The sequence below is a fragment of the Paenibacillus hebaui genome (genome assembly GCF_051934385.1).
Classification (GTDB): domain Bacteria; phylum Bacillota; class Bacilli; order Paenibacillales; family Paenibacillaceae; genus Paenibacillus.
In genome coordinates this window covers 4900734-4917724 of record NZ_CP196836.1, presented here as the reverse complement: position 1 = coordinate 4917724, position 16991 = coordinate 4900734, and the positions used below count along the sequence as shown (strand labels likewise).

The following is a 16991-nucleotide window of genomic DNA, read 5'->3' as shown; positions in this document are numbered from 1 at the left end:
TTACGGTTGGAACTGGATGGTTACAGAAGGCTCGGATTCGCCTACACTGTTACTGGCGGAAACTTTGAACCATCCGCTGGTGGATGCAGGTACTCCATAGTCCATGGAGGTTCCTGCAGTAGTACCAATTTTGGTGAATGGGGCGGAACCCGTTTCACTGTAATATACCGCATAACTCTGGACGCTATCCGCTTCTGGATTCGCAGCCCATTGAATACGCAATCCCTGAGAGAGAGCTGCGACGCTAATTTGACCAGGTGCACCTGGAGCCGTAGTCGTCGTATTCTCATTCTGAACTTCTCCTGGGGTTACAACCGTTCCCGGCACGGTAATCGGCTCCTTCACCTCTTCTGGAGGCGGAGGCTCAGCCACTCCTGCACTGTTAACCGTGGCGCTTGGAGCAGACTCTCTGCCAGCCACATCCACTGCAGTGACATAGAAGGCGAAGTCGCCACCTTGTGCTGCGTAGGCCGTAAACGATCTGTATTCACCAGTCAGGACAACCTGGCCTTGATTCTGGAATCCTGCTCCACCTACTGAGCGGTACAGACGATATCCAACAACATCCCCCTCAGGTGTAGCGTTGAACGTAATCACGGCTTTTTCGCCCGAGGTTGAGATTCGTAGATTGCCTGGGGCATCAGGAGTCTTACCGTTATCTCTTCTTGGATCAATCTGTTTTGGCATGTCTGCACCTGCATCTTCAGGAAGGTAATAAGCAAGTGATTCATGTCGACTCATGCGTGAGAATGCACTTTGCAATTCCTTGATCAGATCAGAGATCGGTTTCTTACGCTTAATGACCGTTTTTTCCTTCAACATATCCGAAGGCGTTTCATCACGCGGAATGTAGTTTACACCATTGTAGGTAATATATTTGGCTTTTGCGACGCCATCATCGCTGTCTTTCGGAACAAATTTGCTGTTGAAAATATCGGTGACAAATTTGTCTGTAAGGGATGTGGGCAATTTGCCGCTATACGCCGATACCGTCCGTGTCTCAATCCCGGATGGTTTTTTGAACGAATCCGTGACGAATAACTCTTTTTGTGTAGCGATGACTTCATTCAAAATTTTGGTCCACAGTTGCTGCGCACGTTTCTTCTGTGATTTTGTCTCCAGCGTATTAACCGGCTGTTTGTATCCAACCCATACACCTAGTGTGACATCTGGTGTATAACCTTCAAACCAGACATCTGCATAGTTTTGGGTTGAGCCCGTTTTGCCAACGATCGGCACACTTTTGGAATATTTGTAATTTTCACGAACTTTATCTGCTGTGCCTTCGGAAATAACAGTCCGGAGCATATCTGTCATCAGGTATGCGGTCTGTTTCGAAAAGGCCTGAACAGGTTCTGTATCGTGTTTATATACAATATTTCCGTTGGAGTCTACAATTTTGCTGATCATATAAGAATCATTGTATACCCCATTATTGGCGATGGAACCATAGGCACTGGTCAGTTCTTCAACGGTTACACCGTACTGAAGACCTCCAAGAACACCAGTCTGGGCTTGATAGTCAGCCTTCTGGATGGTGGTAATACCCAGTTTCTTGGAGAAAGCCCAAGCCTTGTCGATTCCCACTTCTTCATTGAACAGCTTCAGAGCAGGGATATTCAGAGAGTAATTCAGTGCTCTGCGGGCAGTGACAAGCCCTTGATAACGGTTGTTGGCATTTTTTGCGATGTGGAACCCGCCTGAACCGCTTTTCAGGATGATCGGTGAATCATCAATAATAGAAGCAGGTTGAACGAGACCTTCGTCCAGTGCAGGCAGATAAGCAGCAATAGGTTTCATGGTTGAACCTGGCTGACGCACCATCTGGGTGGCATAGTTCATCTGTTCATCCTGGAAATCACGTCCTTCGATCATGCCCAGAATAGCTCCCGTTTTGTGATTAATGAGTATGGCAGCAGTCTGTTCTTTTCCTTTCACAGAATCGTCTGCTGAGAAATTACTGTCATCTTCGGCAATGGTACGCATCGTTTTGTATACACTCTTGTTAATGGTTGTATAGATCCGATATCCACCGGTACGCAATTGCGTCTGAGCTTCTTCAAGCAGTACACTGCTTTCTTTCTGCGATGTATCCTTATCAGCAGCAGTATCCGTGCCTTCAGCTTTATTCGAGTTTAGTTGTTTCATCAACACCTGTGCAGCTTGCCGTTCCGTTTCCATCATAAGATATGGATAAGTATTGTAAGCTTTGATGGTTTTCGGTGCAAGCGAACTCTTGATATCAAAAGCAAGAGCTTCGTTATATTCGGTTTGATTAATTTTGCCCAGTTCAAGCATGCGGCGTAATACCAGATGCTGACGGTTGATTGCGCGCTCAAAATTATCCTCTACAAAATCACCTTTACCGTTAAAGGCAGAGTAAGAGGAGGGAAGTTGTGGCAATCCAGCAAGATAAGCGGCCTGAGCGATGTTGATTTTCTCCAGATCATTAATATTGAACAGTCCTTTGGCAGCGGCCTTGATTCCATAAACGTTGTAACCGCTGGAACCATTACCGAAAGGAACCTTGTTCAAATAGGCTGTCATGATCTCGTCTTTGGTCAGGAAACGTTCCAGACGGAGGGAAAGTAATATTTCTTTTACTTTACGATCCTCGGTTCGATCCAGATTCAGAAACACACGCCGGGCCAATTGCTGAGTCAATGTACTTCCGCCTGTTTGGACAGACTCTTTCAGCACTTTTTGTTTCACGGCACGGAGCGTTCCGCTCATATCTACACCTTTATGTTCGTAAAAATGATTGTCTTCAATCGAGATAACAGCATCAATAACCTTCTTCGGGATCTGGTCAAAGGTGACCGGACGCCTGTCTTCTTCTGTTCGTAATTGACCGATCGGACTGCCGTCGGCAAAGTAAGCAAAGCCTGTAATGGAGTTTTCGCTGACTTTCTGTTCAATTAGGGCCCTTGACCGGACGGGCTCGTCTTTGACAATGGAACTGACGTAACCCATCAGAGCACCGCCTACAAATAGCGCCCCCATGAATCCCAGAACAACCATCCATTTGACGACACTCCCCAGTCTGCGGGCAAAACTGCGCTTGCGGGCAGGCTGTTCATCAGGCTTTTTCTTATTAACATCAACCATTCAGTGTCTTCCTCCTTTTAACAGCACTTATTATAGCATAAAAAGGCCGGTTTGCATGCCTGAGAAATACAAGCAATGGTCGAAAATTGCCATTCTTTCTTGGATTATGATATATATCATGCGAAATTAAAATACATATCATGAGAAGCAATAGAGAATTTCAGTAAAACGTGGAAGAAACGAGTCACCAGAGGCACGATGACGGCTCCTTACACAAGAACTAATGGGAAGGAGGCCGTTCCCGTTTTTTCACAGGTACGACCTCCTCTATAATGTTTATTTTTTTGCGTTAAAGAAGAGTAATGATAGCAGACATATGCTTGAAGTTAGGTTTTAAAACGTTGGATCAGTTCCAGCAGTTCCTGTGTTAGCTTTGCGAGGGCAGCAGATGCTGCTGTAATCTCTTCCATGGATGCAAGCTGTTCTTCCGAGGCGGCTGCAACACTGATCGCGTGATCCGCCGTCTCATGACCGATGGTTTTGAGCTGCTCCAGTGTGGCGTCCACCTGTTGAGATCCGGCTGACATCTGCTCTGCGATGGCCGAAACATCCTCAATCTGCGCATTAACGTCCGAAATCTGCGACGAGATGGAGAGGAATAGTTCTCCACTTTCGTTAATTACATCGGCAATATGAAGTACTTCGGAATTTCCCTTTTCCATATTCTCAACGAGTGTGATTACCTCTTGCTGGACGCTATCAATTAATTCAGCAATCTGTACAGCCGAAGTCCGGGACTGCTCCGCCAGATTTCGAATTTCGGAAGCTACTACACCAAATCCGCGACCATGCTCACCCGCTCGTGCAGCTTCGATTGATGCGTTGAGGGCGAGGAGGTTGGTCTGGCGGCTGACTTCGGTAATCATGCCGGTAATGTGACCAATCTGTTCGGATCGCTGACGGAAGTTTTCCAGTGCTGACATGGAGTTCTGCACGGATGAAGAAGCGGAGTCCACCATCCGCATAGCCGACTGAATCTTATCTGTTCCCGCTGTAGTTCGTTCAGCCACGGTTCGCGAAGAATCGGTTACATCCGCGGCCGCTTGTGCGATTCGGCCAATGCCTGTGGATATTTCATTCATGGCACGGGAGGTTTCTTGAAGCTCATGCATTTGCGTGCCAGCTTTTTCCGCGACTTCCTGACCTGTCAAGGCAATTAACTCAGCGGCTTTACCCGTCTCTTCGGCACTTGCGGTCAACTGTTGAGAAGTGGAGCCTACGGATAAAGCATGCTCGGATATCACCGAAATCGTATGACGGAGCGTGTCCATCATTTGGTTGAGATGACCTGACATCACGCCGAACTCGTCTTTGGATTGAACGGGAAGCTTCTGTGTCAGATCCCCTTCTGCCAGCTGACCGGCAACGACATTGACGCGGTTCACTTGTTTCACAATGGACATGATCGTGTAGGTTACCACACCAGCAAGCAATAGTATAGCCAGTACAGCAATCAGAACCGACCAGCTCAAGCTGTCATAGAAGGGCTGCAAAATATGGCTTTTCGGAAGTGCAGACACGAGATACCAGTTGGATTCCGAACCTTGCAAATTGGCAGGCTCAGAGATGAACAGACCCTGCTCCGATCCATCTGAGAGGTAGAATTGGGACTCACCCGATTGTACACGCTTAATGACGGTTTGGATCTCTGGTGGGATTGCAGCGCCTCCTTTGGCGAGCTCGGATTGGGTACCGTGTGCAGCAAGCTTTCCTTCACCGGTAATCAGCATGGCATAACCGTTATCGGGATTCAGTGAAGCTATTTTTTGTTGAAAACCTTCAATGGTGAAATCGGCTCCAACAATGCCGAGAAACGTATTGTTCTCATCTAGCAAAGGCAGGACGATGGAGACAAGCAAGGTTTCTTTGCCGGCAACCGTGTAGGTGATGGGCTCAGACCAATAGATGGATTTGCTCTTTTTGGGTTGCTGATAAAAAGTGCTTGTTTCACTTTCTCCCTCATAGCCAGGCAGCGGCTCCAGAAGGAGGGAGTTGCCATCACGTACAACATAAGGAACGAAGCGACCGGTGGCATCATCATATTTATTTTTATTGATATTGTCCGAATCTTTCCCATCAAAGGCATTGGGTTCCCATCCGGTGTAAAATCCGAAAACTTTTTCGTCTTTTTTCAAATATTGCTCAAGAAGCCGAACAACTTCTTCACGGTTGAGCGAGCCGGTATGAGCGGCATCCAGCAACGTGGTACTCATCGTTTCAAGTGTGTTCTTCACTTGGTAAATTTCGTTCATAAATTCGTTTGAAGCCCGGTCTGAAGCTTGCCCGGCAATAGATTCACCGTACTGAAGACTTTTGTCATAAACCATTTTGGTATTGAATGCAATCAAGGCTCCGATACAGCAGAGCAATACTAATCCAAGTAAAAGTCCAAGTTTGACAGCCAATTTGCGGTTACGTAAAAACTTCATACTCAATCCCCCCTTGTCTCTCTTTAGATGTTATGTAGCTAAATCTAACCTCCAACAGGGAGTATACAGTTTATATCGTTATTTAGAGCTTTATAATGAATACACATATGAAAAAAACATAAAAACAGCTGACGAGAGGATCTCGACAGCTGTTTGGAGTGAAGCTTTAATGAAATTCCAACGATTAGCGGTTGTAGAACTCGACAATTTGTTGTTCGTCGATGTCTTGGGACAATTCCGCACGCTCTGGCAGACGGATGAATTTACCTTCTGCAGAAGTTTCGTTGTATTCTACGTATGCTGGAAGATGCGAACGGTTTTCCAAAGCTTCCTTAACGGAAGAAAGACCGCGGCTTCTTTCACGCAAGCTGATTACATCGCCAGTGCTTACTTGGTAAGAAGCGATATCAACTTTTTTGCCGTTTACAGTTACGTGACCATGTGCTACCAACTGACGCGAACCAGCGCGGGAGTTAGCGAACCCAAGGCGATATACGAGGTTGTCAAGGCGGCACTCAAGCAAGAACATGAAGTTTTCGCCGGCAATACCTTGCATTTTTTGTGCTTTTGCAAACAATGTGCGGAATTGCTTCTCGCCCAAACCGTACATGTGGCGCAATTTTTGTTTTTCTTGCAATTGCATACCGTAGTTGCTGATTTTTCTCCGTTGGTTAGCTCCGTGCTGACCTGGAGGGAAAGGACGTTTCAATTCTTTGCCTGTTCCGCTCAGGGAAATGCCGAGGCGACGGCTCAATTTAAATTTAGGACCAGTGTAACGTGCCATGTTTAAAGTAGCTCCTTTTTAGTTAAAGTTCATATAGGGCTCTGTTTGCGCTCCAATTTGTTGATGCGGGCTTGGCCGCGCATAGGACGATCAGGAAAGTTCAGCCGCTGTCCTGAAAGCAACAAAAAGAATGAGGGTGACACAACCGGTAATGCCCAAATTTAAAGACCCATTTAGTAGTCTTCATCAACAATTTATTTTACAGTCTACTAGAACCAAAGTCAAGCGTGGGATAAAAGCAAAAAAAACGTCTAAATTTGTCGATAGGTCATTAGGCCTAAAATAATGGGACAATTTTCTGAAATATGGATGCAAAAAAGCTTTAAAGAGAGTAAAATAGAATGTATCTTAACTTTAAATGAACTTGTAGATCAAGGTTGTCGTAAGTATTTGCAGGTTTGCGATAACGTCTGCAGATTAATGCATCCTAGTGGATGCAAAAACGGTGCAAAGGAGCGCCTGATATGTTAGAACATCTAAGAAGTATACCAGCTAGCTTGAATTCACGAAGTTCGGGCGGTTCCGCATCTTCTGCTGTTCCTCATGAAGAGCATGCATTCTGGATGCAAAAAATGGATATCACACCATTTGATTTTTCATACTTGGAAAACCTGCTTCAACAAGCATACACCGATTGGCATACTCAACGACAACCTAACTCTGACAATTCATCCATGGTATACAGCGTATGGAATACGGAAGGCATCTGTATGGGGCACGGCAAAGAAGTTGCTTCAGGCATAGATGTGTATCCAACTGTATTGCAATGCATTGAGTCGGGACAGGCACAGTCGCTACGAGGAACTACCGAGTATGGAGAGTACCATCTCATGGCAGAGCCTCTCTTCTCCAGAACCAACAAGGATATGTTTGCCGTATTTACTGCTATCACCTACGAGCAAAATCGATATGAAACGTCAGAAGTCGTTGTTCGATCGGAGGCAATGCACTATCGTACCTGCTTTTACCGAAGATTTGAATACATATTTATGGCGGATCTATTACATGCTCATGAACAAACTGCCCTTGAAGAACATCGAAGGTCGATTCTCTTGCAGATCGTTCAACGGATGCATGACAAAATGGATGTGGATGCAATACTGGATGAAGTGTTTGACAGTATTGACTATTTATATCCAACCACTAGCATGACACTGTATATGTCTCAGGATCAGAGCAGCTTCAATCCCCGAATCAAACCATTGCTTGTTCATGAACGTGGGGAAGATATCTGTGTTCGTACATTCATGGAGGGCGGGCTGATCATTGTCCGGTCAGAAGAAGGGGAACAGCGCATTCTGGAGGTGGGTCTTCCTCTGAAAGGAAAACAAGGCATCTATGGTGTGTTCCATATTGAGATGAATGAAGAATTACTGGAAGATTCCGATTTGCAGCTCATTACCATGATGGCAGATACCGCAGGTACAGCCTTTGAAAACGCCAAGTTGCACGAACAATCAAATATGTTAATCCAGGAACTTCGTCTAATCAATGATCTGACACAACGCTTGAATAAGAGCTTGCAACTGACGGAGATCTATCAATTCTCCGAACAGGAGTTAAGGGACATATTTCAGGCTGAATCGTGTTGCATCCTTCAACTGAATGACAGTACGAATCAATTCGAGGTGATGTCATCCAATGTTAACGAGGTATACCGCAAATCCTTTCCGGTGGACTACGGTATTGTAGGTTTGCTGTATCAGACAGAGGAGCCGCTTATCCTATCCAATTATGAGAAATATGAGAAAGTGTCTTCGGTATTCATGGATCTTACCGGCTCGATGTCTCTGATGGCTACACCTGTTCGGGTGAATGGTGATGTGAAGGGTGCTATTTTGCTCGGACATACAAAAAAGCAATATTTCTCGTACGATAACTACCGGTTATTGCAGATGTTGTCCATTCATATCGGGCTGGCACTATCCAATGCGACGCTTCATGCCGAGGTCCGACGTCTGGCGAACCTGGACATGCTGACAGGATTGTATGTAAGGCATTATTTGGATAGCGTTATCCATGAACGTCAGGCACATGAATTCTGTGGTTCACTGATTGTAGTTGATATTGACCAGTTCAAACAGGTGAATGATACGTTTGGGCATCAAACGGGTGATCAGGTGCTAAAACAGGTGAGCGATATTGTAACGAGCTCTGTTCGTCCTGAGGATATCTGTGCCAGGTGGGGCGGAGAAGAACTGGCAATCTATATGCCGCAGATCGGTACTCGTCAAGCTCTGGAATATGCTGAAGTTATCCGCACGAGGGTTGCTCAAGAGACAAGGCCTTCGGTGACAGTATCCAGTGGTATTGCCGAATGGAACTGGATGGATGAGAAGATTAGTGTAGAGTCGTTATTTTATCGGGCTGACATGGCCTTGTACAGTGCGAAGAATGGTGGACGAAACCGGATCGTGGTGGAAGAACAGGAAGTAACACGTTAAGAGAGAACAATTCCGATTGCGGAGTCGTTCTCTTTATTTTTTGATGAGGAGATGTCAAACGAAGGAAGTATAAGCATATAAGGGAGGGGCAGGCTATGGAGAAAGTTGACGGAAGGGTGAAGTAGAATATGTTGAGCCGTCGGTCTCTACGTGGATTACTGTTGATTCTAAGCATTATGGTAATAAGTGCTCCTGGTTGTGGATTCTTGCAGCGAGATCGAAGTCCAGAAGAGTTGTTTTCACTGGCCTTATCCGGACTTGCAGGTAAAGAAACGCTGAGTTTTGATGGGGAGGCCGGATTGCGACGTGAGAGCAGCGGATTGTTCGAGAATCAGTTCAAATTTGAAGGCAAGCTTGAGAACCATGATCGGTTGACCCTGCAAACGCGGCTTCCTGGAGCTGTGGCTGCTGCCGGAACAGGAGTAAAAGGGGTGAATGCCGCGTCGGTTAACCATAATGGGCAACCAAGCGGCTTTAGCGCTTCTTTTGAACGAAAAAAAGGCCAGTGGATGGCTTTGACTGCCCAGCATGAGCCTCTGCGCGGATCGCTCTCCCGTTTCAATCCAATCGCTCAAATGGAAAATATCGATCGGTTGAACAAAACGATCAAGTCCGAGTATGGTTCAGGCCGTCGAACCAAAATATTACGGATTGAACTTGCGCCGAAAGACGCCAAAGCCTGGGCACTCACCCAGCTTAATGATGAGATGAATGCGATCCGTGCAGAGTATATGCACAAGGCAAGTGCGGTTAAGGGAGGCAGTCAGAAGAAGCTGGAAAAGGATTTAAATAAAGTTTGGGAGAAAGGAGAAACATCGATGGTGCAGATGATGAAGCAGGCCGAAGTACAAACGGTATATCATCTTACGATAGATCGAAAAACTAGCCTGCCCCTGCGACTTTCTTCGGAAAGTCAGGTGAAATATAAGGATATGGGCAACAGAAGCAATAAAGAAGCACTTGTCACGGATGTAAACTTCAGGGCTTATGAGTAAGTGAGTTGGGGGAGCTGCCTGCTGACGGGATCGTTGTAGCGTGCTACAATAGTATCGTAATTTACCGTTGTTCAATTCAAGAATGGCAGATGACAGGAGGATTTTACAAGATGAAGGACCCAAGAATTCAAAAGCTCGCAGCCAATCTGGTGGGCTACTCAGTAGATGTACAGCCTGGCGAAAATGTATTGGTTGAAATGATTGGATCGGAACGTGATCTGATTAATGCAATTATTGAAGAAGTAGGCAATAAAGGTGGTAACGTCTTTGTACAGCTGACGGATAAGACCGTACAACGTGCCATGTTGAAAAATGCAACAGAAGAGATGATGAAAACCTGGGCAGAGATTGATCTGAACCGGATGAAGCAAATGGATTGTTACATTGGTATTCGTGCAGGGGAGAATGTGAATGACCTGTCCGATGTGCCGGAAGAAAAAATGAAAATGTACAATTCACTGTATTCTCATCCGGTACATAGTGAACAACGGGTTAAACATACAAAATGGGTTGTGCTTCGTTACCCGAATGCAAGCATGGCACAGCTGGCGAATACCAGTACGGAGGCGTTTGAAGACTTCTACTTCGACGTGTGCAATCTGGATTATGCCAAAATGGACAAAGCACAGGATTCCCTGGCTAACCTGATGAATCGTACGGACAAAGTGCGCATCACGGGTCCAGGAACAGATCTTAGCTTCTCCATTAAAGATATTGGTGCTGAGAAATGTTCTGGTCAAAAAAATATTCCGGATGGCGAAGTTTACAGTGCCCCTGTACGTAATTCCGTGAACGGAACGATTAGTTATAATGCGCCAACGCTATATAACGGAGTGACTTTTGAAAATATCAAGTTCACTTTCAAGGATGGCAAAATTGTTGAAGCGACAAGCAACGATACAGAGCGCTTGAATGAAATCCTCAATTCGGATGATGGTGCTCGTCATATCGGTGAATTCGCGATTGGGTTCAATCCGCATATCCTGCACCCAATGAAGGACATTCTGTTTGATGAGAAAATCGCAGGTAGCTTGCACTTTACACCAGGACAGGCCTATGAAGAAACAGATAACGGAAACCGTTCCTCCATTCACTGGGATCTGGTATTGATTCAGCGTCCAGACTACGGCGGCGGCGAGATTTACTTTGACGATGTACTGATTCGTAAAGACGGAATCTTCGTTATTCCTGAGCTGGAATGCCTCAATCCGGACCGTTTGAAATAAGAGCATCAATTAGCTGTTGCTCGGAAAGCGGATTCACGGTATCATGTAGTGGTAATTAATAGATGATACCAAATGTGAAAAGACGGAGGGATTCCTATGTCGAGTAATAATGTGGCAGTAGTGGAAATTGCTCAAACTGCAGGCAAGTTTACTTCTTCAATCGTGCTTCATTCAGAGAACAAGTATATCGATGTGAAAAGTATTCTCGGATTGTTTACAACACTGATCAGCACGCACAGCTATGAACTGCATGTTCATGGATCAGATGCAGACGAAGCCAAAGTAGCCATGTCAGAAGTATTTGCCAAGCATGGACTGAATGTAAGCATCGCATCCGAGTAATGGGTCTAAGAAGCATCTCTGCCTATAATGGCAGGGGTGCTTTTTTTGCATAGGATCAATCATTAGTCCTGCAGGAACGTTACAAATATGAAGGAATAGGCTTTCATAAGAGGCTTCACTTTATGTGCTTATTTTGGTCAGGTTCTTGTATTAGCTCCTCATTTCGTCTAATATTAGATGTAGAACGTCTTTACGCGATTTTTGGGACATAGGGGGGAAAAATGCATGACTTCATCTGATCTGCAGGACCAGCTGAATTTGAAAGCGATCAGTCTTCTTCAAGAAGATGCAGATAAAATACAGAAGCTTATTGAAGTACAGATGGAGAATCTGGCTACCCGCTACTGCCCTCTCTATGAGGAAGTATTGGATACACAGATGTATGGGTTCTCCAAGGAAGTCGATTTTGCTGTTCGTGCAGGGCTTCTTCCTGAAGGTGCAGGTAAGCAGCTCGTTAGCGCGCTCGAGCGGAATCTGGCAATTCTATATGAGGCATTGAACAAAAAGAATGAGCAATAGCCTGCAACCGTGCGGGTCAGAATAGAAGGCATGCAGGTATTTTGCATGCTTTTTTTGTGCGGGAAATCGGAAGAAGCCTGGGGACAGCCAAACCAGACCATACAACCGAGAGGCAGCCGCGAAATGTGTTTTCGGGCTGCCTCTCGGGCTGAATTATTTTAACTTAGATACGTTGCGACCGGGTTTATACCAGGAAGAACGATACACCCAGAATGATATACACCACGAGCAGGAGCAGACCTTCGTACCAGTTCGTTGAACCATCTTGGGTGATTGACTTGGCGATAAAGACGGATACGCCAATGGCGACCAGCTCAATCGTCGTAAACACGATATCCATCGTTCTGCCTGTGAAGTAACTGACAAAAATCAGTACAGGGGCAACGAAAAGGGCGATTTGCAAACTGCTGCCGACCGCAATCTCCACCGCAGCACCGATTTTGTTTTTCATGGCAAGCATGATGGCTGCACTATGTTCTGCGGCGTTACCAATGATGGCAACCAGGAATGCACCTACAAACAGTTCGCTGAGGCCAAACTCCTCGGTGAAGACTTCAAGCGTGCCAACGAGCCATTCACTGACGAAGGCCACCATGACTGTTGCCAGCACCAGATAAAGAACAGACTTTTTCATGGACCACGCTGGCGCATGTTCATGTGGCAATTCCTCATCTTCATCTGCCGTGACGTCTGCGAGATAGTTCTTGTGTGTCACCATGGAGAACAGCAACCAGGCGATGTAGGCGAGTATTAGCAAGCCTGCCACAATGAGACTGAGTGTGTTCGTGTCTTTCTGGGTAATGGAGTGCGTATTCAGGAAGACGGCCGGAATAAACAGCGCGATAATGGCTACGATCATCAGAGAGCCGTTTAAACCCGCAAGAGATACGTTGTAATTCTGGATTTTGAACTTGAGTCCTCCGGCAAAAATACTTAATCCGAGCACAAGCAGCAGGTTCCCGATAATGGAGCCAGTCAAACTGGCTTTAACCATATCAAACAGTCCCTCTCTGACCAAAAAGATGGCAATGATCAATTCGGCTGCATTGCCGAACGTTGCATTCAAAAAACCGCCTAGTCGCTGTCCAGCATAGTGCGCAACATTTTCGGTGGCTTTGCCTAAAAAACCGGCCACGAATATAACCGAAATGGCTGATATTACGAACTGTAGAATCGAATCCCATTTCAAGTAGTGGGCGATGGCACTGAGTGTAAAGAATGCAATCAGCAAAATGGATGAAATCCGGTTTCTCACAACAAACACCTCGGTTAACTAATTATTTAAATAACAATGGATAAAGCTTATGAGATTATTTTCATATTTCAATATAACCAAATGGTGGTGGGTTGTAAACGCATCTTTTTGAGTTTGATTTGCTTTTTGGGGTGGAAAGGATTTAAAATACGAGTAACGAAGTGAAGGAGGATGTGGCATGGCAGAACAACTTCAACTGGAGAGCGGGAACATCCGTATTGCCGATGACGTGGTGGCGAAAATTGCCGGAATGGCTGCGATGGAAACGCCCGGAATTGCCGCAATGTCTGGAGGATTATCAGAGGGCTGGGCCAAGCGTCTCAGCGGTAAAAACGTACAAAAAGGTGTAGGCGTTGAGGTCGGCCAGCTGGAAACAGCCATTGATCTGCGCATTATCGTCCTGTACGAGACACCGATTCATGAAGTTTCCCGCATGCTTCAGCAGAATGTAAGAGAAGCGGTAGAGACGATGACGGGGTTACGCGTTGTTGAAGTCAATGTTAAGGTAGAGGGCGTATCTTTCAGAGGCGACGACTTGTAAAATTTTGCATAAGTGATGGAAGAACAGAAGGTATAAAACGGGTTCTTCATCTGGATACACAACAAACAAACAAACAAAAACCTTCGCATCGATCAGACGCGAAGGTTTTTGTTTGTTTAAATTTAAAAAATTTAGTTCAAAATACGTTCGAAAATAATTTTATCCCAAATTACCGAATTCGGCGAATGGATTCCCGTGAACGAAGGGCAGGAGAAGTACGTGAGGTCTGAACGGTCACCGACTTCGTCTTCTCTTCCTTGACCACGTCCAGATTGTTGGTGCGCGAGATGCTCAGCAGAATACCCATGGCGACCATCATCACAAAGAGTGAGGTACCGCCATAACTGATGAACGGAAGGGTAACCCCCGTCACCGGAATGGTCTGCGTCACGCCTCCAATGTTGATAAATGCCTGAATCGCGATTAAACCCATGATCCCTATACCGACTAATGTCCCGAATGGATCGGGGCAGCGGAGAGAGACAATGATTCCTCGCCAGATGAAGTACAGGTAAACGAGCAGGAATAATGTACTTCCGATGAATCCGAGTTCTTCACCAATCACGGAGAAAATAAAGTCATTATACGCATTTGGCAAATAATGCAGCTTAATCGTGCCTTGTCCAATACCAGATCCGGTGATGCCTCCATCCCCGATGGCAACAAGGGAGCGTAAGAGGTTAAGGCTTCCATTCGTTGGATCTGAATGTGGATTTAGGAAAGCCTGGATCCGATCCATCTTGTAGCTCTGCTTCGCTTCCGTTAGAGACACTGTTGCACTGTCCGGAGAAGATACGGAGGAGAAAAGGGCATTAGCCCCGAGCGCGAGCGCTCCTCCCAAGACAACCAGTAGAATGGAGCCCATGATATGCTTCATACTGGCGCCGCCTGCATAGATGACCAGACCGCAAGTAGCCACAAGAATGAAGCATGTACCAAAGTCAGGTTGCAGCATAATCAGTCCGGCAATGAACCCGACAATGACCAGCACAGGAATATACCCTGTCTTGAGATCTCTAAAGCGTTCCCCTTTTTTGGTGATCAGCGCAGCAAGGTACAGAATAATCGCGATTTTGGCAAATTCGGCGGGCTGAACGCTGAAGCCGATAATTTCAATCCAGCTTCGGGCACCGTTTACCTTCTTGCCTGCAACCAAAACAACCAATAACATTACCGTGGTGAGCAGGAAAAAAGGTGCGTATAGTTTTTTATACTTATTAAATCGGATATTCATGGCAAAAAACATGCCCACTAAACCGATAACCGCCCACATTAGTTGTTTTTTCGTGAAGTACAGGGCATCATTGTTAAAATTTTTGTTTGCAATAGCAATACTGGAACTGGAGCTGAATACCATCACCAGTCCGAAGCCCACTAACAATAAAGTGAGGATTAGCAGTTGGAAATCCGGCGTGCCTCTCTTCGTTTTCGTTTGGGCTGTTTGTTGTTTCATTGTTCAGCCCAGCCTATGCTTCCAGCAGTTCTTTAAGCTGCTGTAGTTTTTGGGCCGCCAGCTTCACGACTGGCTGCGGTACGGTAGAGTCATAATCCAGACCATGCGGGAAGGTTGCTTTTCCAAGATAAACAGCTTCAACTGCGAGAACCGTATCGGGTTTTTCGAGTTTGCCATCTACCGCACGGGTATTGATCCGTACAAAGTATTCCGATTTGGTTTGTTCATCTTCGATTTTGTAGTCATATGTAGCACGGTAATATTCCCATTGCCACCGGACAAATCCGACTTTCTCGGCGCTTTCATCCAGGTATGCCAAGTCGCTCTTCAAGCCGTCCAAGCCTGTATTCTCAAAAATCATAAGCGTCTGATCCTCCTCATAAGCTTCCGAGTATAATTCTAGTTCTTTTCTCTAGTTTATGATAGTATGTTTCCCCTTCCCGTGCAAGCTTTCGAGGGGTTATTCGTATCGGTTTTCTTCCAATTCTGCTACAATATACAGCAATAGGTTTGAAGAGGAAGGTTCGGGCTTGATGGAAGTCCCGTTCAAGATCGAAAGGATGGGGAGACATGACAAATAATATATGGTGGGAAGATCTGCAAATCCACATGGTGGAATGGCGGCGTCACCTTCATCGCAATCCTGAGGTTTCCTTCCATGAGGAGAAGACATCCTCTTTTGTAGCGGGTATGCTGGAGAGTTTTGGCATTGAAGTGAAACGTCATGTAGGCGGACACGGGGTCATTGGTACGTTACGTGGGGACAAGCCAGGGCCTGTCGTAATGCTTCGTGCAGATATGGATGCACTCCCAATTCAAGATGAGAAGCACGTTGAATACGCCTCCCAACAAGCAGGAGCCATGCATGCATGCGGGCATGATGGTCACATGTCGATTTTGCTGGGAACGGCGCTGTATTTCAGTCGACATAAGCATGAGATCAAGGGAGAGATTCGTTTTTTGTTCCAGCCTGCGGAAGAACTGCTTCCTGGCGGGGCGGTCAAGGTCATTGCAGACGGCGGACTGGAAGGGGTGGATGTCATTTATGGCATTCATCTGTGGACCCCGCTTCCTGTAGGTGTTGCGGCCAGCAGATCAGGTCCGATGATGGCAGCGGCAGATGATTTCTATATTGAAATCAAAGGGAAAGGTGGACATGGTGGCATGCCACAATCCACGGTAGACAGTCTGGTGACTGGTTCTGCACTTGTGCTGCAGCTGCAGACGGTTGTCAGTCGTTCGGTTGATCCATTGTGTCCGGCGGTACTGACCATAGGTACGATGCAGGCAGGATCTGCCCAGAATGTGATTGCGGAGTTGTGCAAGATGAGCGGTACCGTGAGAACCTTTGATGAAGAGACACGGAATGTGATGAAAGAACGTGTGCATACGGTGGTTGCCCAGACAGGGGCGGCTTACGGAGCAGAGACTCAAGTGAACTATCTTATGGGGTATCCACCTGTTGTGAATGATGAACAGGAAACGGCACGTTTCTTCAGAGAGGCGGTAGACGTGTTCGGAACAGAAAATGTACAGACGTCACCGATGTTGATGCCAGCGGAAGATTTCGCTTATTATCTGCAGCACATTCCCGGTTGCTTTATGTTTGTTGGAGCAGGCAATCCGGACAAAGGAGCAATCTATCCGCATCATCATCCCAAGTTTGACTTTGATGAAGATGCCATGCCAAACGCGGTGAAGCTATTTATTGCAATGGCCAAGGGGTATACAGCCGAATGATTTGAATGTAGTTGGGCATCCTATTTCATACCAAGGTATGAGTAGGGTGCTTTTTTTGTGGTTTTTTAGAGCAGGAGCAAGGGTCGCTTTCGTTTTGTAAAGGTCAACTTCTGTTTTGTATAGGTTCATTTTCGGAAGATACCGGAACTGAACTT

At 46.1% G+C, this 16991-nt stretch carries 13 protein-coding genes; 7 read left to right on the top strand and 6 right to left on the bottom strand.

Going from position 1 to position 16991, the window contains the following annotated elements:
• From ACR32F_RS22295 to rpsD, 3 genes are all read right to left on the bottom strand, one after another.
• Positions 1-3108: a transglycosylase domain-containing protein gene (locus ACR32F_RS22295; protein WP_440110857.1), complete on the bottom strand. Its 3108-nt coding sequence runs from the start codon at positions 3106-3108 to the stop codon at positions 1-3.
• Positions 3109-3434: 326 nt separating this feature from the next.
• Complete coding sequence (locus tag ACR32F_RS22290) at positions 3435-5537, bottom strand: methyl-accepting chemotaxis protein (RefSeq protein ID WP_440110855.1); 2103 nt, start codon at positions 5535-5537, stop codon at positions 3435-3437.
• A gap of 184 nt (positions 5538-5721) precedes the next feature.
• The gene (gene rpsD, locus ACR32F_RS22285; protein ID WP_440110853.1) at positions 5722-6321 is read right to left on the bottom strand and encodes a 30S ribosomal protein S4; all 600 of its coding nucleotides are present in this window, start codon (positions 6319-6321) and stop codon (positions 5722-5724) included.
• 464 nt (positions 6322-6785) lie between these two features.
• On the opposite strand from rpsD, the gene ACR32F_RS22280 reads away from it, so the two are divergent.
• The 5 genes from ACR32F_RS22280 to ACR32F_RS22260 all read left to right on the top strand — a co-directional run bounded on the left by ACR32F_RS22280 (position 6786) and on the right by ACR32F_RS22260 (position 11847).
• Complete coding sequence (locus tag ACR32F_RS22280) at positions 6786-8765, top strand: diguanylate cyclase (protein ID WP_440110851.1); 1980 nt, start codon at positions 6786-6788, stop codon at positions 8763-8765.
• Between the two features lie 128 nt (positions 8766-8893).
• Positions 8894-9760, top strand: a complete 867-nt coding sequence (locus tag ACR32F_RS22275; protein ID WP_440110849.1) for a hypothetical protein — start codon at positions 8894-8896, stop codon at positions 9758-9760.
• A gap of 110 nt (positions 9761-9870) precedes the next feature.
• Entirely contained in the window at positions 9871-10986 is a 1116-nt protein-coding gene (locus ACR32F_RS22270; RefSeq protein WP_440110847.1) for an aminopeptidase, read from the top strand.
• A gap of 96 nt (positions 10987-11082) precedes the next feature.
• A complete protein-coding gene (locus tag ACR32F_RS22265; protein ID WP_440110845.1) occupies positions 11083-11328 on the top strand; it encodes an HPr family phosphocarrier protein in 246 nt (81 codons plus the stop codon).
• 225 nt (positions 11329-11553) lie between these two features.
• Positions 11554-11847 carry a YlaN family protein gene (locus ACR32F_RS22260; protein WP_017687426.1) on the top strand — a complete coding sequence of 98 codons (294 nt, stop codon included), beginning with the start codon at positions 11554-11556 and terminating at the stop codon, positions 11845-11847.
• A gap of 184 nt (positions 11848-12031) precedes the next feature.
• Here ACR32F_RS22260 and cax read toward each other — a convergent pair whose 3' ends face one another.
• The gene (gene cax / locus ACR32F_RS22255; RefSeq protein ID WP_440110843.1) at positions 12032-13102 is read right to left on the bottom strand and encodes a calcium/proton exchanger; all 1071 of its coding nucleotides are present in this window, start codon (positions 13100-13102) and stop codon (positions 12032-12034) included.
• A gap of 178 nt (positions 13103-13280) precedes the next feature.
• On the opposite strand from cax, the gene ACR32F_RS22250 reads away from it, so the two are divergent.
• Positions 13281-13643: an Asp23/Gls24 family envelope stress response protein gene (locus ACR32F_RS22250; protein ID WP_440110841.1), complete on the top strand. Its 363-nt coding sequence runs from the start codon at positions 13281-13283 to the stop codon at positions 13641-13643.
• Positions 13644-13812: 169 nt separating this feature from the next.
• Here the strand turns inward: ACR32F_RS22250 and ftsW are convergent, their stop codons facing one another.
• Entirely contained in the window at positions 13813-15096 is a 1284-nt protein-coding gene (ftsW, locus tag ACR32F_RS22245) for a putative lipid II flippase FtsW (RefSeq protein WP_440110839.1), read from the bottom strand.
• A gap of 13 nt (positions 15097-15109) precedes the next feature.
• A complete protein-coding gene (locus ACR32F_RS22240; protein ID WP_440110837.1) occupies positions 15110-15457 on the bottom strand; it encodes a YugN family protein in 348 nt (115 codons plus the stop codon).
• Between the two features lie 209 nt (positions 15458-15666).
• Between ACR32F_RS22240 and ACR32F_RS22235 the strand changes: the two genes are divergently transcribed.
• Positions 15667-16836: a M20 family metallopeptidase gene (locus ACR32F_RS22235; RefSeq protein WP_440110835.1), complete on the top strand. Its 1170-nt coding sequence runs from the start codon at positions 15667-15669 to the stop codon at positions 16834-16836.
• The last annotated feature ends 155 nt before the right edge of the window (positions 16837-16991 follow it).